The sequence below is a fragment of the Actinoplanes subglobosus genome, from assembly GCF_042650585.1.
Lineage (GTDB): Bacteria > Actinomycetota > Actinomycetes > Mycobacteriales > Micromonosporaceae > Actinoplanes > Actinoplanes subglobosus.
Window position 1 is genome coordinate 716,247 of the sequence record NZ_JBHSBL010000018.1, and the last position, 19,183, is coordinate 735,429.

At 71.9% G+C, this 19,183-nt stretch carries 13 protein-coding genes and 1 pseudogene; 9 read left to right on the top strand and 5 right to left on the bottom strand.

Features of this window, described 5'->3' with window-relative positions; translation table 11 throughout:
- Positions 1-13 precede the first annotated feature (13 nt).
- The 4 genes from ACFO0C_RS25195 to ACFO0C_RS25210 form a co-directional block, all read right to left on the bottom strand.
- Positions 14-1,189, bottom strand: coding sequence for a CynX/NimT family MFS transporter (locus ACFO0C_RS25195; RefSeq protein WP_378069103.1), 1,176 nt, complete (start codon positions 1,187-1,189; stop codon positions 14-16).
- 47 nt (positions 1,190-1,236) lie between these two features.
- On the bottom strand, positions 1,237-2,064 hold the full coding sequence (locus ACFO0C_RS25200; RefSeq protein ID WP_378069104.1) for a siderophore-interacting protein: 828 nt from the start codon (positions 2,062-2,064) through the stop codon (positions 1,237-1,239).
- Positions 2,065-2,556: 492 nt separating this feature from the next.
- Positions 2,557-3,963, bottom strand: a complete 1,407-nt coding sequence (locus ACFO0C_RS25205) for a hypothetical protein (RefSeq protein WP_378069105.1) — start codon at positions 3,961-3,963, stop codon at positions 2,557-2,559.
- Positions 3,964-4,224: 261 nt separating this feature from the next.
- Positions 4,225-4,989: a glycerophosphodiester phosphodiesterase gene (locus ACFO0C_RS25210; protein WP_378069106.1), complete on the bottom strand. Its 765-nt coding sequence runs from the start codon at positions 4,987-4,989 to the stop codon at positions 4,225-4,227.
- Between the two features lie 74 nt (positions 4,990-5,063).
- Between ACFO0C_RS25210 and ACFO0C_RS25215 the strand changes: the two genes are divergently transcribed.
- The 9 genes from ACFO0C_RS25215 (at position 5,064) to ACFO0C_RS25255 (ending at position 18,455) form a co-directional block, all read left to right on the top strand.
- Positions 5,064-7,382 (top strand): GcvT family protein, encoded by a 2,319-nt coding sequence (locus tag ACFO0C_RS25215; RefSeq protein WP_378069107.1) that lies wholly within the window; start codon positions 5,064-5,066, stop codon positions 7,380-7,382.
- 337 nt (positions 7,383-7,719) lie between these two features.
- A complete protein-coding gene (locus ACFO0C_RS25220; RefSeq protein ID WP_378069108.1) occupies positions 7,720-8,397 on the top strand; it encodes an L-type lectin-domain containing protein in 678 nt (225 codons plus the stop codon).
- A gap of 93 nt (positions 8,398-8,490) precedes the next feature.
- Positions 8,491-9,354 (top strand): glycosyltransferase family 2 protein, encoded by an 864-nt coding sequence (locus ACFO0C_RS25225; protein ID WP_378069109.1) that lies wholly within the window; start codon positions 8,491-8,493, stop codon positions 9,352-9,354.
- Entirely contained in the window at positions 9,351-10,442 is a 1,092-nt protein-coding gene (locus ACFO0C_RS25230) for a glycosyltransferase family 4 protein (RefSeq protein ID WP_378069110.1), read from the top strand. The genes ACFO0C_RS25225 and ACFO0C_RS25230 overlap by 4 nt, the downstream gene beginning before the upstream one ends.
- Positions 10,442-12,352, top strand: coding sequence for a hypothetical protein (locus tag ACFO0C_RS25235; protein WP_378069111.1), 1,911 nt, complete (start codon positions 10,442-10,444; stop codon positions 12,350-12,352). The genes ACFO0C_RS25230 and ACFO0C_RS25235 overlap by 1 nt, the downstream gene beginning before the upstream one ends.
- A complete protein-coding gene (locus ACFO0C_RS25240) occupies positions 12,349-14,466 on the top strand; it encodes a hypothetical protein (RefSeq protein ID WP_378069112.1) in 2,118 nt (705 codons plus the stop codon). The genes ACFO0C_RS25235 and ACFO0C_RS25240 overlap by 4 nt, the downstream gene beginning before the upstream one ends.
- Entirely contained in the window at positions 14,460-15,992 is a 1,533-nt protein-coding gene (locus tag ACFO0C_RS25245; RefSeq protein WP_378069113.1) for a lipopolysaccharide biosynthesis protein, read from the top strand. The genes ACFO0C_RS25240 and ACFO0C_RS25245 overlap by 7 nt, the downstream gene beginning before the upstream one ends.
- Positions 15,989-17,215 (top strand): glycosyltransferase family 4 protein, encoded by a 1,227-nt coding sequence (locus ACFO0C_RS25250; RefSeq protein WP_378069114.1) that lies wholly within the window; start codon positions 15,989-15,991, stop codon positions 17,213-17,215. Before ACFO0C_RS25245 ends, ACFO0C_RS25250 begins: the two co-directional genes overlap by 4 nt.
- A complete protein-coding gene (locus ACFO0C_RS25255; RefSeq protein WP_378069115.1) occupies positions 17,199-18,455 on the top strand; it encodes a glycosyltransferase in 1,257 nt (418 codons plus the stop codon). The genes ACFO0C_RS25250 and ACFO0C_RS25255 overlap by 17 nt, the downstream gene beginning before the upstream one ends.
- On the opposite strand, the pseudogene ACFO0C_RS25260 reads toward ACFO0C_RS25255, so the two are convergent.
- Positions 18,383-19,183: pseudogene (locus tag ACFO0C_RS25260) on the bottom strand (cellulase family glycosylhydrolase); the annotation flags it as partial. The gene ACFO0C_RS25255 and the pseudogene ACFO0C_RS25260 sit on opposite strands and share 73 nt — an antisense overlap.

Here is a 19,183-nt window from a genome sequence, read left to right on the forward strand (position 1 = left end):
GATGATGGGGCTGTCAGATCTGCCGGTTCCGGCCGGCGGCGATGCCGGCGATGATCTGCGGGATCATCAGGGCGACCATCAACGCCAGCGGGACCCGCCAGCCGCCGGAGGCGTCGTGGAGGGCGCCGACCAGGATCGGTCCCGGGATGGCGAAGAGATAGCCGATGCTCTGGGCGAAGGCGGAGAGCTGCACGACCGTGGCGGGAGTCCTGCCACGGAGCGCGATCATCGTGAGGGCCAGCGGGAACGCGGCGTTGACGACGCCGAGGAGGACGGCCCACAGCCAGGGGGCGGCGGCCGGGGAGGCCCACAGCCCGGCCCAGCCGGCGACGCCGAAGAGGCCGAGGACGAGAGCGATGCCGCTCTGCGACCGGAGGCGCCCCGCGTACGCCGACAGCAGGAACGACAGTGGCACACCGAGCAGGGACGTGACCGCGAACAGGACCCCGGCCAGGGCGGGGGAGAGGCCGGCGTCTCGGTAGATCTCCGGGAGCCAGCCGATGATCACGTAGGCGGAGGTCGACTGCATGCCGAAGTACACGGCCAGGGCCCACGCGACCGGGTGGCGGCTCACCCGTACCGCCGAGGGGGTGCCGGAAGCGGACGCGGCCTCGCGCGAGCGGGCCATCAGCAACCACGGGGGAAGCGCGACCACCGCGGCGAGTGACCAGCAGGCGAGCCCGAGCCGCCAGTCGCCGTCGAAGGCGCCGGTGATCGGCACGGTCGCGGCGGCGGCCGTGGTGGCGCCGATGTTGAGCGCCACCGAGTAGAGGCCGGTGACCGTGCCCACCCGGTCCGGGAAGCGGTCCTTGACGATCGACGGCAACAGCACGTTGACCAGTGCGATCCCGGCCAGCGCGACCGCACTGAACAGCAGGAACAGGGCGGAGCCGCCGGAGAAGGGCCGGATCGACAGGCCCGTGACGAGCAGCAGCAGACCGCCGAGGACGACGCGCGCGGAGCCGAGGCGCCGGGCCAGGCGGGGCGCCGCGAGACCGATCGAGGCGAAACACAGCACGGGTACGGACGTGAGGAGCCCCGCCACCGTGGCGCTCATGCCGAGCCCGGCCCGGATCTCGGTGAGAACCGGGCCGATGCTGGTGACCGCGAGTCGCAGGTTCACCGCCGCGAGAAGTAGCGCCGTCAGTGCGAACAGCCCGCCGGCACGGGTCTTCTCCTGGATCACCACGCCAACCAGCGTATCGGGTGACCGGCGTAACACTCCTTACAGAGTCGTCACGCGGCGGCGGGCTCCTGCTCGCGCTCGGTCTGCTCGTTGAACTCGCGCTTGCTGGACTGCCAGCCGTCCTCGTTCATCCCCCGGCGCCAGTATCCGGAGATCGACAACTGGTCCATCGGGATGCCGTGCTCGACCCGCAGGAACCTGCGCAGGTCACGGACGAAGTTGGCCTCGCCGTGCACGAACGCCTGGACCCGCCCGGGCGGGAACGCCAGCCCGCGGACCGCGTCGACCAGCCGCTCACCGGCGTCCCGGTGCAGCCAGGTGATCTCCGCGTCGGCCGGCGTCTCGATCTTCTGCTCCTCGTCCGGCCCGGAGACCTCGAGGAACGCGTGGACCCGGGCGCCCTCGGGCATCCGCTCCAGGGCCGCGGAGATCGCCGGCAGCGCGCTCTCGTCACCGGCCAGCAGGTGCCAGTCAGCCGCGGCGTCGGGCGCGTAGCCGCCGCCGGGACCCATGAACCGGAACGGATCGCCGGGCCGGGCGCTCGCCGCCCACGGGCCGGCGACGCCCTCGTCACCGTGCACCACGAAGTCGACCCACATCTCGCCGGCCTCGGGCAGCCACTTGCGCACCGTGTAGGTCCGGACGCAGGGCCACTCGGCGCGGGGCAGGGTCTCGCGGATGACGCCCATGTCGAACGGCTCGGGATACGTCACGCCGGGCAGCGGGAAATGGACCTTGATGTAGTGGTCGGTGAACTGCCCGGCCTCGATGCGGGCCAGAGCGTCACCGCCGACCACCACACGCACCATGTGCGGAGTCAACTGCTCCACCCGGGTGACCACGCCCTCGTGGGCCGGTCGTGCCGGTCTGTTCGCCATGGGCTGCACCTCACTGCCGGGGGAACGGTTACCGCCGCCGCTTTCACCGCGGAACGGATAGTGCCAGTGGATCGGATCTCGGCAGGTAAGGCTACCCTTATTTTTCCCGATCTACCCACCCGCCTCGAATTTCCCGGAAATTTCACACCGGCGGTTCATTTCCGCCGCGGTTCAGCGGATGAGCAGCGCAAAAGGCCCCCTCCGGCGTCAGCGGAACGGTTCCGCGAGGTGATCCTCCGGCCTCGGTGAGCTGATCCGGTACGGGGCCGATCCTCCTCGCCGGACTACCCCGTCCCGCCGGGTCCGGGGCGACGGGGCTGCCCGCTCCCGGCCGTGACGCCGCCGCCGGGCTGAGGCGGTCGGCCGGGGTCAATACGAGAACGGCGGGCCGGACCAGATCGGTCCGGCCCGCCGTCACGGTGTGCCGTGCTGCGAGGTGCCGTGTTGCGAAGTGCCGTTCGTGCGAAGCGTGCGGCTGTTTCGGTGTGCCGGTCAGCGCCAGTGGTTGCGGGGGCGGGTCCGGAGGAAGGCCGCGATCAGCAGGCCGATCAGGACCATCACCGCGCCGCCGCCGATCCAGGCGAGGTTGCTGCTGATCAGGTTGATCGATCCGGCCTGGGCGGGCGGCTCGGCCACCGTGTCTCCGGTGCTCTCCGGCTCGTCGGGTGCGCCGTTACCGGGGTCGGCGGCGAGGCCGGGACCGTCGGTCGGTTCGTCCGTCGGCTCGGGGTCGGCGTCGTACTCCGGCTCGGCCGCCTTGGTGGTCTTCTTGGTCGTCGGAGCCTTGGTGGTCTCTTCCACCACGGGCGTTTCCTCGGACTCCTCGGATTCCGACGTTTCCGACTCGGTGTCGGCCGTGGTCTTCGTCGCCTTCGGGGTGGCCTTGGTGGTCGTCCCCGAGGTCTCGGCCTCTTCCTCGTCGTCGTCGTCGTTCTTCGTGGCGGTGACGCGCGGTGTAGCGGTGACGACCGTGCTGTTCGGCTTCGCGGTCGCCGGCGGCTTGCTGGTCGGCGTGGTGGCGGGCGGCGTCGTCGGGGTCACCTCACCGCTGTTGGTGTCGTTGCCGCCGTTGTTGTTGCCACCGTTGTTGTTCCCGCCGTTGTTGTTCCCGCCCTGGTTGCCACCGTTGTTGCCACCCTGGTTGCCACCGTTGTTGCCGCCCTGGTTGCCACCGTTGTTGCCGCCGTTGTTGTTGGCGGCCCGGGCGATGACACGGACGGAGTCGAGGGCCGGCGTCTGGTTGGCGCGCTCCATCATCGGGATACGGTGCGAACCGTCACCGGCCCACGAGGAGCACTGGAACTCGCCCTCCTGGGGCAGCCCCGGCACCTGGATGGTGACGCTGTCCGGCTCGGCGCCGCCGCGGCTGTCCTCGGTGGCGACGAAGAACGCCGGCACGGGCGCGGACTCGGGTGCCTCGTCGTTGTTGTTCAGGATCCGGCAGGCGGTGTGGAAGTGCCCGCGGACCAGACCGTTCTGCAGGACGCTGGACTCCACGTAGTACCCACCCTGGCCGGCCGCGAGGAAACGGTCCCGGATCAGGTTGCGGGTGCTGATCCGCAGCTGGAACGGCGCACCGACGGCGACCTCGCCGGGTGCGTCGGTGATCAGCAGCGTGGGGTTGTTCGCGGCGACGCCGACCTCACCGAACTCGGTCGAGACACACCGGTTGCCCTTCTGGAAGCCGTCGTGGGCCTCCAGGTCGCTGTCCACACAGGTGTCGGTGAGGATCGTCAGGTTGTTGCCGACGACCTTTCCGGCTCCGCTCTCACCGGCCTTGGTGCTGGTGTCGGTGTCCGCGGCGTTGGCGAACTGGGTGAAGCCGACCACCCCGCCGATCGCGATGATCACTGCACCGGCGGCCAACAGCCGGGTACGTCGTTGCCCCGAGCTTCGCATGACGAGACCTTCTTTTCCCGATTCCCGGTCAATGAAGGCGCCGGATCCCGGCGCCGACCGACCAGACGTTAAAGGCGCGTCTCACAGAAAGCAATTCCGGAACCGGGATCGGAGATTTCTTATGGTCACCTTAAAGAAAATATGTGGGATCGGCCTCGAACCCCGAGCATCATCCGAACGGATGATGTCCGGGGTTCACGCGATCTCGGAGAAAAGTCTCTGAGCAGGGATAGTAACTCACATGGCGGTGAGCGCCCACCATCAGTGATCGGGCCAGAAACCGCGCGACGCATAGACATCGCGCAACACCTCGATACGGTCCGTCATGATGCCGTCGACTCCCATGTCGAGGAGACGATTCATTTCTTCGGGATCGTCGACAGTCCACACGTGGGCCTGCAATCCGAGCCGGTGCAGATAGGCGAGAAATCGCGCGGTGAGCACGGTGACCCGGCCGTGACGGACCGGGATCTGGGCGGCGACCACCGACGCGGGCGGCCGCAGCCGGACCCCGGCCGTCGCGGCGAACCACAGTCGCGTGGTCGCCCGCATGCCCATCGAGGTGGCGACCCGCGGGCCGGCCAGCGCACGGACCCGGGTCAGGCGGGCGTCACTGAACGAGGCGAGCAGCACCCGGTCCTCGGCGCCGGTGGAGTGCACCGCGGCGACGGCGGGCTCGACCACCCCGTCCGCCTTGACGTCGACGTTGAACCTGACCTGCGGCCAGGCGTCCAGGACCTCGTCGAGGCGGGGGACGGTGGCGGCGCCACCGACCCGGACCGATGACAGGTCCGCCCAGGTCAGGTCGGCGACGCGGGCCTGGCGGCCGGCCACCCGGTCGAGCCGTTCGTCGTGGATGACGACCGGCACCCCGTCGGCGGTGGCGTGGACGTCCGTCTCGACATACCGATATCCCATGTCGACGGCCCGCTGGAACGCCTCGGCGGTGTTCTCGTCGCCCTCGGCGGCGCCTCCGCGGTGTGCGAAGGCCAGCGGTCCCGGGGCGTCCAGGAACGGGTGGCTCACCGGGGCAGTATGCCGGGGCTTGTTGGCGTGCGCCAAAAGAGGTCGAATGGCGGTGGCGGCGAACAGGGGGCGCGATGTCCGGACCCACGGTTGTCATCATCGGTGCGGGGATCGTCGGGTGTGCGCTGGCCGACGAGCTGACCGCCCGCGGCTGGACCGACGTCACCGTCCTGGATCAGGGCCCGCTCTTCGAGACCGGCGGCTCCAGCTCGCACGCGCCGGGGCTGGTCTTCCAGACCGATCCGTCCCGGACCATGACGCGACTCGCCCGTTACACCGTGGAGAAATATGCCGAGCTCGGCTGCTTCGCCCCGGTCGGCAGTCTCGAGGTGGCCACGACGCCGGCCCGTCTCGCCGAACTCCACCGTCGTTTCGGGTTCGGACAGTCCTGGGGCGTCCCGTCATCCGTCCTGGATCCGGCCGCCTGCGCGATGCTGTACCCATTATTGGACAAATCATTAATTACCGGCGGGCTTTACGTGCCGTCCGACGGACTGGTCCCGGCGGTCCGTGCCGCCCAGGTCCAGGCCGCGCGGGCGACCTCGCGCGGCGCCCGGTTCCTGGGGAACACCGCGGTCACCGGGATCACCGCGCGATCGGGGCGGGTCACCGGTGTCGCGACCGCCGACGAGGAGTTCCCGGCGGACATGGTGGTCAGCTGCGCCGGGCTCTGGGGGCCGGCGATCGGCGCGATGGCCGGGGTGCCGGTCCCGCTGCTGCCGATGGCCCACCAGTTCGTCCGGACCGTTCCGGCCGGTGCCTCCGATGGTCTGCCGATCCTGCGTCATCAGGACCGTGACCTCTACTTCCGGGCGTATGGTGATCGGTTCGGCATCGGCTCCCACCGGCACGAGCCGATGCCGGTCGACCTCGCCGACCTGCCCGGCGACGCGCACCCGTCGAAGCTGCCGTTCACCCCGGAGGCGTTCAAACAGTCCTGGGCGGCGGCGGTCGAGCTGATCCCGGGACTGCGCGGCGCCGGTCTGGAGGAGGCGTTCGACGGCGTCTCCTCGTTCACCGCCGACGGGTTCCCGCTGCTCGGCGAGGCGGCGTCACTGAGCGGCTTCTGGGTGGCGGAGGCGGTGTGGGTGACGCATTCGGCCGGCGCGGCGAAGGCGGTCGCCGGGTGGATGGTGGACGGCCGGGCCGCGATCGACCTGCACGAGTGCGACCTCAATCGGTTCGACGCGGCCCAGCTGGCGCCGGACTACGTGCGCCGGCGCGCGATCCGCACCTTCACCGAGGTCGACGGCATCCCGCACCCGGCCGACCCGCCGCCGGTGCGCAACGTCCGGGTCAGCCCCTTCCATCCGCGGCAGGTCGAGCTGGGCGCGGTCTTCGGCGAGGCCGCCGGGTGGGAGCGCCCGCTCTGGTATGCCACCAACCCGCCCCCGGAGGCGCCGCGCCCACGGGACGAGTGGTCGGCCCGGCACTGGTCGCCGATCGCCGAGACGGAGGCCCGGCTGACCCGTCGCCGGGTGGCCCTCTACGACATGACCCCGCTGACCCGGATCGAGGTGACCGGCCCGGTCGCGTTCCTGTCCGGGCTGGTCGCCGGAGACGTGGACCGCCCGGTCGGCACCGTCGTCCACACCTTCCTGCCGGACGCCGCGGGTGGTGTCCGCAGCGACGTCACGGTGGCCCGGCTGGGGGAGGAGCGATTCCAGCTCGGGGCGAACGGGCCGCTCGACGTCGACTGGCTGCGCCGCAACGCCCCGCGGGGTGTCGCGGTTCGTGACGTCACCGGCGGCACGTGCGGGGTCGGTCTGTGGGGTCCGGCCGCCCGTGAGCTGGTCGCCCCGCTCACCGGCGTCGACGTGTCGGCCGAGGCGTTCCGTTGGTTCCGGGTGCGGGAGGGGCACATCGGCACGGTTCCGGTGACCATGCTGCGGTTGTCCCGCGTCGGTGAGCTGGGCTGGGAGATCTACACCGAGGCGCAGTACGGGCTGCGGCTGTGGGACACGCTGTGGGAAGCGGGCCGGGAGCACGGGCTGATCGTGGCCGGGCGCCTGGCGTTCGACAGCCTGCGCCTGGAGAAGGGGCGTCGCGCCTGGGGGCGGGACATGACCAGCGAGGACGACCCGTACCAGGCCGGGCTCCTGCCGTCCGGCGACACCCCGCCGGACCGCCGGCTCACGTGCCTGGTGCTGGCCGACACCGGGGACATGCCGCTCGGGCGGGAGCCGGTGTACGCGGGCGGGTTCCCGGTGGGTCACGTGACGAGTGCGGCGTACGGCTGGTCGGTGGGTGCCCCGATCGCGTACGCCTGGATCCCGTCGGCCCTGGCCGTGCCCGGCACGCAGGTGGAGATCGGCTATTTCGACCGCCTGCTGCTCGCGACCGTGGCCGAGGAGCCGCTCTTCGACCCGAAGCACGAACGACTACGCCGCTGATCTGCGAATTCTCCATCGCGGGCGCCCCGGGTGTGACTAGCATCGAGTCGATCACGACAGCCGTGGTGGCGTTTCCGGCGGTCACACGATCGTGGGTTTCCCGACCGGGCCGACCGGCCGGACAGCGCGGCGTACCCGCGGATGATCGCCTCGAAACGAAACCGTCCGGAGTAAATAACGGGACTCGCTCACACGGCTTCGCGGACTGCCCTAGCTTAGGCCAGGTCTAAGTCGGGCAAATCCGTTCGAAGTGGAGTATGTCGTGCGCTTTTCTCGTTCGTCCAGGGTCGCGCGGGGCGGTCTCTGGGCCTCCGCTCTGCTCTCGATAGTGGCCGCGGTGAACTCGGGAGGAGCGTTCGCGGCCGACGTCGAACCGCCGTACACCCCTCCGCTGGCCCTCAACGGAACCGCTTCGCTGATGTGGCGCGCCGGGGACGACGAGCGGGTCATCCGCTTGACCGACGGCGGCTACCGCCAGGCCGGGTCGGCCTGGAGCATGCAGATGGTCGACCTGACCCAGTCGTTCGAGACGAGGTTCACCGCTCACCTGCGCAGTGGCAAGGTCGGCGCCGACGGCATCGCCTTCGTCGCGCAGGGCGAGGGGCCGCGCGCTCTCGGCGGCTGGGGCGGTGGACTCGGCTATCGCGGCATCTGGAACAGCGTGGCCGTCGAGTTCGACATCTTCCAGAACAAGCCGGACCCGAGCAGCAACCACCTCGCGGTCTCGGTCAACGGCAATCCGGACCGGCACGAGTCGGCCGCCGAGTCATCGATCCCGCTCTACGGCAAGCCGTTCCAGGCCAGGATCAAGTACGACGCCGACCGCCAGCGGCTGACCGTACACGTCCGGTCCCGCGCCGAGGGCGCCACCGAGGAACTCCTGCTCGACCAGAAGGTGGACCTCGCCCGCAAGGCCGGCGTGCCCTTCGGCTGGGTCGGGTTCACCGGTGCCACCGGCAGCCTCACCGCGCGCCAGGACGTCTACGAGTGGTCGGTCGGCGCGCCGCACCTCTGAGTCATCCGTTCCCGCCGGGGCCACGTGCCCCGGCACTTTCCCATGCTCCGGCCCGGACCGGGCCGACTCCACCCTCCCCGATCGGAGAGAGTTATGCCCACGGTCGACCGTGTGCTTCCCGGCGAGAAGAACGCCGTCATCGACATCCACGCCGCCATCCCGTCGATCCCCGCCCTCCCGGAGGACCCGGACGACGGCGGCGAGCGCGAGCCCCGGGTCAGCGTCATCGTCCCGGCGCTGAACGAGGCGAAGAACATCCCGCACGTCTTCGCCCGGCTCCCGCAGGTCGACGAGATCGTCCTGGTCGACGGTGGGTCCGTCGACGACACGGTGGCGGTGGCCCGGCGTCTGCGGCCCGACATCCGCGTCGTCCGCCAGAACCGCAAGGGCAAGGGAAACGCTCTGGCCTGCGGGTTCGCCGCCTCCACCGGCGACATCATCGTGATGATCGACGCCGACGGCTCGACCGACCCGCTGGAGATCCCCCGTTTCGTCGAGGCTCTGCGCGACGGCGCCGACTTCGCCAAGGGCTCCCGGTTCCGGCCGACCGGTGGCAGCGCCGACATCACCCGGCTGCGCAGGGCCGGCAACAAGTGCCTGAGCATGCTGGTCAACGTCCTGTTCCGGACCCGCTACAGCGACCTCTGCTACGGCTACAACGCGTTCTGGGCGCACTGCCTGGACGTCTTCGACCTGGACAGCACGTCCCCGGCCCCGGACAACGCGGACGGCCGGCTCTGGGGTGACGGTTTCGAGATCGAGACCCTGCTCAACCTGCGCGCCGCCCGGGCCGACCTCAAGATCACCGAGGTCGCCAGCTTCGAGCACAACCGCATCCACGGGGTCAGCAACCTCAACGCGCTCACCGACGGGCTGCGCGTCCTGCGCACCATCGCTCGTGAGTGGAGCCCGCGCCGGGCCGCGGCCAAGCGGGTCGCCGAACGGCAGGTCCGATGAGGATCGGCATCGTCTCCAACGCCTACCACCCCGACATCGGCGGGGTGGAGACCCACGTGAAGCGGCTCTGCGCCGGCCTGATCGCGGCCGGCGACGAGGTGGAGGTGATCACCCAGCACACCGTCCGGTCCGTCGAGACCATCGACGGCGTGCTGGTCCGCCGCTTCCCGCTCACCGTCCCGGCCGGCAACTACCGGCTGTCCGTCCCGCTCTGGCGCTGGCTGCGCGCCCACGCCGGCGACTACGACGTTTTGCACGCGCACAGCTACCACGCCCTCGCGGCGCTCTGCGCGGCCCTGGGCAACCGGTCCCCGCTGGTGTTCACGCCGCACTACCACGGGACCGGGCACACCCGGTTCCGTGCGGCGCTGCACCCGCTCTACCGGCCGCTCGGCCGCACCGTCATGAACCGGGCCTCCGCCGTCGTCTGTGTCACCTCGGCCGAACGTGACCTGGTGCTCCGCGACTTCCCGGCCGTCGGCACCCGGGCCGTGGTCATCCCGAACGGCACCGATCCGCGCCCGGCCCGCGGCCCGGCGTCGCCCCGGACCCGCCGGATCCTCTGCGTCGGACGGCTGGAGCAGTACAAACGCGTCGACCGGGTGATCCGGGCGATGACCCGGCTCGGGCCGGAACACCGCCTCGACGTGGTCGGCACCGGCCCGGCCGGAGACCGGCTGCGCCAGCTCGCCGCCGGTCTCGGGCTCGCCGGGCGGGTGGTCTTCCACGGCCGCCTCGACGACGCCGCCTTCGACTCCTGCCTGGCGCAGGCCTCGGCGGCGGTCTCCGCGTCCACGCACGAGGCGTTCGGCATGGCCGTCGCCGACGCACTCGCCGCCGGCCTGCCGACCGTGGCCACCCCGATCCCCGCGCACCGCGAGGTCGCCGGGCTGGCCGGGGACAGCGCGTGGCTGCGGTTCGCCGACCCGGACGACGAGAACGCCCTGGCCACGGCACTCAAGGCCGCGGCCGCCATCGGGCGCACCCGGCCGGCCATCCTGCCGACCTGGTCCGACGTGGTCGGTGCGACACGCAACATCTACGCCGCGGTGGGACGCCGCACCGTCCCCGTGGGGGCCGTCAGCTGATGAGTGCCGCCACGGCCAGTCCCACCATCGACCGGCGGGACGGCCGGGACCCCGTACCGGCGCCACGCGCCTGGGCCGGGCCGGTCGCCGCCGGGATCACACTCACGATCACCGGGGCGGCCGGGGCCGTCGCCCTGGCGACCGCGTACCGGCGGGCCGAATGGGGGCAGGACCCGTTCACCTGGTTCTGGGCCGGCATGCTGGTCTTCAGCCTGCCCGCGGCGTACTGGGCGGTCCGCAGGGGAACCAGCGCCCGTCTGCGCCTCGCCGTCCTGATCGGCTACGCCTGCTTCACCTACCTGCCGAAACTGCTGCGCAACCCGGCCGGCCCGCTCTACCACGACGAGTACGCCCACTGGGGACAGAGCCACGACATCCTCCTCGACGGCCTGCTCTTCCAGCAGAACCCGATCGTCCGCGTCATCGGCGACTACCCCGGCCTGCACGCCACCGTGGCCTCGCTGGCCGCGCTCACCGGCGTCACCGTCTGGCACGCCGCCCTGTTCGTGCTGATCCTCGCCCACGTGCTGCTCACCCTCGGTGTCGCCGTGCTGGCCGGTCAGCTGTGGCCGGACCCGCGGATCGCCGCCGCGGCCGCCATCGTCTACAGCCTGAACAGCTCGTTCCTCTACTTCGACACGCAACTGGGGTACGAGTCGCTGGCCATCGGCCTCCTGGTCTGGGCGCTGGCCTGCGCCCTGTGCGCGATCCGGGCGGTCAGCACGCGCGCCCGGCTCGGCTGGTCCGCCCTGTTCCTGCCGTTCACCGTGGCGATCACCGCCACCCACCACCTGACCGCGATCTGGCTCACGGGCACGGTGGGCCTGATCGCTTTCGCCGGTACGGTCTTCCGCGCGTCCGGGCGTACCACGGCATGGGCTCTGACCGCGACCGCCGGAGCCTCGGTGACCCTCTGGATGGCCGCCGTGTCACCGCGGACCGGAAGTTATCTGGAGCCCTACCTGGGCCGGGCCCTCGATCAGTTCGGCGGCATGGCCGGTGGCGGCTCCGGCGGCCGCACGCTGTTCAACCAGTCGGTCGCACCGTGGTGGGAGCAGCAGGCCGCCTTCGTCGCCCCCGGGGTGGCCCTGCTCGCCACGGCCGCCGCCGCGGTGCTCTGGTGGCGGCGGCGTCGCGTCACCGACCCGCTCACCAGGGCGGCGTCGGCGGCGATGCTGATGCTCGCCGCCCTGTACTTCCCGGCGACCCTGCTGATCCTGACCCCGTCCGGCGCTGAGGGCGCACGCCGGTCATGGGCCTTCAGCTACCTCGGCATCGCCGTGGTGACCGCCCCGTTGATCATCGCATTGCTGGACCGCGCGCGCCGCCGGATCAGCGGTTCCGGAGTTTTTCTTCTGGCGATGTGCGCGCTGGTCATGGTCGGGAACACGGCGGCCGGCATGAACCCGTCCTACCGGTTCCCCGGCCCGCCGGTGTTCGGTTCGGACACCCGGGCCGCCACCCCCGAGTTGCTGGCCGCGTCCGCCTGGCTGCGCGAGACCCGGGGCCGCGGCGCGCGCCTGGTCGCCGACCGCTACTCCGGACTGATCTTCGGCTCCTACGGTGAACAGGAACCGACCACCGGCTCGGAGAGCTTCCCCACCTACGAGCTGTACCTGGCCCAGCCCGGCCGCCCGATGCCACCGGCCTTGATGGAACAGCTGCGCAGCTGGCGCTTCGAGTACCTGATCGTCGACCGCCGGATGGCCGAACAGGTCCCCGACATCAAGATCTACTTCGAGACGAACGAGCCGATCCCGCACGACGGGAAACCCGGCTTCACCCGGTCCCAGCTGACCAAGTTCGACACCCTGCCCTGGCTGATCAAGGTCTACGACGGGCCGCACATCGCGATCTACCGCTTCGACTTCGGCAGCCTCGGACAGCGCATCCACATGGGAGCCCGATGACCTTCCCCCCACTGCTCCGTACACCGGCCGTCAGACTTCTGCTGGTCTCCTACCCGGCCCTGGCCGGCATCCTGCCCGCCGCCGGCCGGCCCTGGCTCACCGTCCCCCTGTGCCTCACCGCCCTGGCCGCCGTCGGCGCCCTCTGGGTCCGCGCACTCCCCGGCCTGCCCGCCGAATCCGGTGTTCCCGCGGCCCGCGCGGGCCTCGCCGCGGCGGCCGGTCTGATCACGGTGCCGCTGGCGGCACTCACCGTTCATACAATCGGCCATCCGGTACGGCCGGCGCCTCTCGTGATCACCTGCACGGTCCTGGTGACGGTGCTGGGCGTGGCCGCGGTCCTCCGCGATCATCGCGCCCTGCGCCGCGGCCTCCGTACCCCCGAGCCCGGTCCGCGTGATCACGAGGCCGGTCCGCGTGATCACCGTGGCCACCGCGTCGGCCGTGGGATGGCCGCCCGGTTCGGACTTCCGGCGCAGCGCCGGTACGACACCGAGGCCGGCCCGTCGTCCTCGTCCTCGCCGCCGCTTTCACCTTCGGGCGGCGAGGCCGGTTCCTTTTCGGGCGGCGAGCCTGGTTCCTTTTCGGGCGGCGAGCCTGGTTCCTTTTCGGGCGGCGAGCCCGGTTCCCCTTCGGGCGGCGAGCCCGGTTCCCCTTCGGGCGGCGAGCCTGGTTCCCTTTCGGGCGGCGAGCCTGGTTCCCTTTCGCGCGGCGAGCCTGGTTCCCTTTCGCGCGGCGGGCCGGGTTTCCTTTCGGGCGGCAAGCCCGGTCCTTTCTCCGGCCGCGGGTCCGGCACGGGCGCGACGGCTGACGGTGACCTGCCCGGCCCGGGACGAGGCCCGGTGCGGACGACGGTGGCCGTGACGGTTCCGCTGGTTCTGGCGGTCGGTGTCGGCGGATGGGCGGTCCGCGGCTACCTGGCCGCGCCGCGCCCGGCCGAACCCGGATACCTGAGCGTCGCCCTGAACGGCTGGGCCACCGCGATCGACAGCCCGGTCACCGTCCCGGCCCGCGGACTGGTGGTGCCGGTCCGGGTGACCAGCGCCGGCCTCGCCGACACCACCAGCCTGCTGCAACTGACGGTGGGCGGCCGTGTGGTGGCGAGCCGCCCGATGACGGTCGCCGCCGACTCGGTCCGTTCGCTGACCGTCTACGTCCCGGCTCTGCCCGCGGACGGCCGTCTCCGTTCCGTGGCCATCAGCGTGGGCGCGACCAGTATCGGCTTCTACGCCCTGGGCCACGCCGACAGCCGCGTCTCCCCGGACTCCGCGGCGAGCGCAGCGGTGACCGGCCCCGGAGTCGGCCCGCACGGCCCGGCCGCTCCGGGTGACGGTTCCGCGGGCACCTCGGGGTTCCAGCCGGGCGCCGCCGCCGCGGGAGGTCCCGGTGACGGCCTGCCCCGTCCGGGTGGCTCGGGTGTCCGGCCCCAGCTCCCGGGCCCGGGTGTCCGGCCGCTGGTCCCGGGCCCGGGTGTCCGGCCGCAGGTCCCGGGCCCGGGTGTCCGGCAGCAAGGTGCTGCTGTGGTGACCGGCCCCCGGGTCCGCCCGCACGGGTCTTCCGCCGACGGGGTCGGGGACGGCCGGGGCGCCGGGCGGCCGGCGACCGTTCCGCGGACCCGGACCCACCGGACCGGGCCGGCCGGCGACCGTTCCCCGGCGGACCGGACGACTCCCGCAAGGACCCCGGGAGCACGCCCCCGACCGGTCGTCCCGCACGGCACCCGGCCCACGGACGCCGTGGCCGTTCCCGGCCTGAGGCCCGACGGTGGCGTGTCCGCTCCCGCGTCGAGGCCCGACGGCGGCTTCACCCCCGGCCTCGGGCCAGACAGCGGCGTCACCCCCGGGACGAGGCCCGACGGCGGTGTCACTCACGGGTTGTGGCCCGACGGCGGTGTCACTCCCGGGTTGTGGCCCGACGGCGGCTCGGCGGCCCCCACGGTCGACGACGACGGGACCCGCAAGGGCGGCACCAAGGGCGGCCGGGCGGTGGCCGGCCCGCAACGGACGGGGGACGACGGCTCGGCGTGGTCCGCCGCACAGAAGGACGCGGACGACGGCCGGGTGGCCTGCTCGGGCAAACGCCGTGCCGTTCTCGCGGGGGAGCGGACCACATGCTGATCACCGCGGCCCGCCGCCTGTCCGGGGACTCCCTGGCCCGCAACAGCCTGCTGATCATGGCGACGACGGTGAGCAACGGCGGGCTGGGCTACTTCTACTGGCTGCTGGCCGCCCGGTCGGTCCCGCCGAACCACATCGGCACCGCGACCGCCCTGATCTCGGCCGCCACCGCGGTCAGCATGATCGCCAACCTGGGTGCCGGGCACATGTTCATCCAGCGCCTGCCCGGCAGCGACGCCGCCACCTGGTCCCGGATCGTCGGCGCCGGCCTGTTCCTGGGTTCGGCCGCGACCGCGGCGACGGCCACCGCGGCCGCGCTGATCATCCCGCTGTTCTCCGGCAACTTCGGTTTCCTGACCGGTGCCGGAGGAACATCGTCCCTGGTGGCGGCTGCGATCGCGGTGACCCTGACGACGCTGCTGGACAACCTCTACGTGGCGCACCGGGCCGGGCACGGCATGCTGATCCGCAACCTGGCGGTCTCGCTGGGCAAGATCGTCACGCTGTTGGTCCTCCTGGCCACCGGTGTCGGGGGTGCCGCCGCGGTCCTCGTCTCCTACATCATTCCCACCCTCCTGATCAGCCTGCTGACGATCTCGATCGGCACCCGCGGCCTCCGCCCCCGCACCGGATCGGACCCGACGGACTCCGCCGGATCGGGCCCGGCGGATTCAGCCGGATCGGATCCGGCGAACTCCTCCGGATCGTCGATCGGCCGCTGCAGGATCGCCGCCCTCGCCGCGTCGGGACCCGTCGTCCGGGGCCGGGCCGGGCCGGGCCGGCAGTCGGTGGTCGCCGGGCTACGTACCGAACTTCCACACCTGCGGGCCGCGATCACCGGCCACCACCTGATCAACCTCACCCAGGCGGGCCCGGCCGCGCTGCTGCCGGTCCTGGTGACGGCCCGGCTCGGCTCCGACGCGAACGCCCACTTCTACGTGGCCTGGATGACCGCCTCGATGCTGTTCATGGTCTCTCCGGCGGTGGCCTCGGCCCTCTACGCGGAACGCACGAACGCCGTACCGGTCCCGGTCTCCCGGGCGGCGACGGTGGTCCTGTCCATGGTCGGCGTCCCGGCCGCCGTGCTCCTGTTCGCCGGCGACCGGATACTCGCCCTGTTCAGCGCCGGGTACGCGGCCGAGGGCGGCCTGCTCCTCCAGATCCTGGTACTGGCGGCGCTGCCCGACGCGGTGGCCAACCTGGCGGTCGCGCACTGGCGGTCCGCCAACGAGTTCCGCCTCTGCCGCCGTCTGAACCTGGTCCGCGCCCTGACCTGCCTATCACTTGCCTGGCTCCTGCTGCCCGGCTCCGGGGTGACGGGTGCCGGCGTCGCCTGGCTGACCGGTCAGGCCGCCTCCGCCGTCCTGGTGGCCGCGGTGGCACTGACCCGCCGCCGTCCCCGATCGCCGGCCGTCGCTCAGACCTCGAACGGCGACGCGATGACCGGCGTGAGCGACGGCTCGCGAACTCCGGAAGGCGAGGGCGCGGTGGGCGTACCGCAGAAGAGTGGCGAGGGGTATCGATGAGGATTCTGCATCTGTCGAATCTGTACGCGCCGGTGATCGGCGGCCTGGAGCGCAGCATCGCGACCAGCGGCGAGGAGATGGTGCGCCGCGGCCACGAGATCACCGTGCTGACGCTGGCGACCCCGGAGGCGAGACACGACGAGACGATCAACGGGGTACGGGTGATCCGCATCCGCAGCATCACGAACACCCTGGTTCCCGCCCTGAACGCGGATCCGCGCAAGCCGTTCCACCCCACGACGGCCGATCCGCTGGTGACGGCCGGGATCGCCCGCGTGCTCCGGACCCACGACTTCGACCTGGTGCACAGTCACGACTGGCTGATGTACAGCTACCTGCCGCTGCACGGGACCCCGCTGGGCCGGCCGCACGTGCACACCGCGCACGACTTCGGGCTGACGTGTGTGCGCAAGACGTTCGCCCGGGAGGGCCGCCGCTGTGACGGCCCGAGTCTGGGCAAGTGTGTACCGTGCGCGGCCGGTCAATACGGCACACCGAAGTCGGCCCTGCTCACCGTGGGTCTGCGCGCCCACCGGCACCGGGGCATCGACTGCCTGACGGCGATCTCGAACTCGGTGGCGTCCGCCCTGAACCTGGCCCGCCTGCCGGGGGAACTGCCGGTCCAGGTGATCTCCAGCCTGGTCCCGGACGGCCTCGACGAGCTGGCCCGGACCACCCCGCGCCCGGACTGGCTGCCGGACCGGCCCTACCTGCTGTTCGTCGGCCAGCTCGGCCCGCACAAGGGCGTCGACGTGCTGTTCGACGCCTACGAGAAACTGTGCGCCGGTCTCGACGATCCGCCCCGGCTGGTCTGCCTCGGTACGGCACGCGACGACACCCCGCCGGTCCCGGAGGGTGTCCTGGTGCGTACCGATGTGCCTCATCCGCAGGTGATGGCGGCGTGGCGGCACGCGGCCGCCGGTGTCGTGCCGTCGCTGCTGGAAGGGATGGGCCAGGTCGCGGTCGAGGCGATGCTGGCCGGCACCCCGCTGATCGCCTCCGCCTCCGGTGGCCTGCTCGACGTGGTCGGCGACGACGGCGTGAACGGCCTGCTCGTGCCGCCCGGCGACGCGGAGGCCCTGCACGCGGCGCTGAGACGTGTGCTCACCGACCCGGACCTGGCCGCCCGGTTGCGCGCCAACGGTCTCCAGCGTGGCCTCGACTTCACCGCGGCCCGCGTCGTCCCCCAGATCGAGGAGGTCTACCGTGCCTGCATCGCCTGATTCGTTCGGTCACGCCGAGGCCCACATGCTGAGTCACGCCGGCCGGGCTCCCCGGATCCTGGTGGTCGGGTCGGGGTGGCGGTTCCTCTCCGGCATCAGCTACTACACCTGCCGGCTCAGCAACGCGCTGCACGACCGCTACGAGGTGGGCGCGATCCTGATGCGACGGCTGCTGCCGGCCCGGCTCTACCCCGGCCGGGACCGGGTCGGCCGGTCCCTCACCGATCTGCGTTACGACCAGGATGTCCGGGTCTTCGACGGCGTCGACTGGTGGGCGGTGCCCAGCCTGTTCCGGGCGGTGCGGTTCCTGCGCCGGTTCCGGCCGGACGTGCTGGTGCTCCAGTGGTGGACCGGTGCGGTGCTGCACTCCTACCTGGCACTGGCACTGGCCGCGCGGAGACTGGGCATCCGGGTGATCGTCGAGTTCCACGAGGTACAGGACACCGGGGAGGCCCGGCACCGGTGGGCCACCCGCTACGTGCGCCGGTGCATCCGGCCGCTACTGAGCCGTACCGACGGGGTGGTGGTGCACTCCCGGTTCGACCAGGCGGCGCTGGCCGAGGCGTACGACCTGGGTGCGGTGCCGGCCGAGGTGGCGCTGCACGGCCCGTTCGACCACCACCTGCCCGACCGGCCGGTGCGTGAACCGGGGGACGACATGTGCCGGCTGCTGTTCTTCGGGACGATCCGGCCGTACAAAGGCCTCGAAGATCTTGTCCTGGCCTTTGCCGACCTGGGCCCGAACTATCACCTCACGGTGGTCGGGGAGACCTGGGAGGGCTGGACCGGACCGGGCGAGATGATCGCCGAGTCGCCGGTCCGCGACCGGATCTCGTTCGTCAACCGCTACGTCGCCGACACCGAGGTCAACGAGTTCTTCGCGCACGCCGACGTCGTGGTGCTGCCCTATCGGCGCAGCTCGGCGAGCGGACCGCTGCACATCGCGATGAGCCACGGCCTGCCCGTCGTGGTCACCGCGGTCGGCGGCCTCGTCGAGGCCGCCGAGCACTACAGCGGCGCGGTCCTCGTGCCGGCGGCGGAGCCGGGGGAACTGCGGGAGGCGATCGTGCGTGCCGCCGGCCTGACCGGCCGCCGGCACGCCGACCCCTCCTCCTGGGGGCGTACGGTCGACGCCTACACCCGCCTGCTGACCCGGATCGGGATCACTCACGAACCGGTGATCGACAACGCCACGTCGTCGAACCAGACCGTCCCCTTGTTGTCACCCGACTTGAGGTGAAGCTGGACGCTGGTCGCCCCGGGCGGGGCGACCGCGTCCACGGTCAGCCTCGTCCAGCCGCTGTTGCCCTTCGCCACCTGCTTCGACGAGGTCTGGCCAAGCCAGCGGTCGTTGATGTCGAACCAGCTCAGCGCGATCTCGTTGGAGCCGGTCACCCCGGCGCCGCGGGCCCACGCCTCGGCGTGCCAGGTCTGCCCGGCGCGGACCGGGTCGACCGGTGACGTGCGGATCGACGGCAGGCTGGAGCCGCTGCGCGCGGTCCCGCTGAACCGGGCCGACCAGCCACCGGTGCGGGACACGTCACGGGCCCGGATGGCGGTGCCCTCGTCGGCCAGGTACGGCCGCCACGGCGAACTGCCCGGGTTCGCCTCGAAACCGAGGTCGAGCAGACTGTTCGTCAGACGGCCCCCGGTCCACGCGGTCCGCACCACCGACGCCGCCGGCTTGGCCGTGCCGTCCGACCGGTACAGACCGAACCGGTACTGGGCCGGCGCCTTCGACACCTGCGAGTTCGACGGGATCGCCCCGTCGGAGAAGTCGTACAGCGTCCACGGTGCCACCGAACCCACACCGGCCTCGGCCGCGGCCGCGAACACCCGGGCCAGATACGCCGCCTGCTCGCCCTCACTGCTGACGGCGGTGCTCACCCCGGTCTCGCCGATCACGATCGGACCCGGGGCGACCGCCGCCTGCGCCCGCCGGATCTCGGCCAGCGCCCGCTCCGAGTT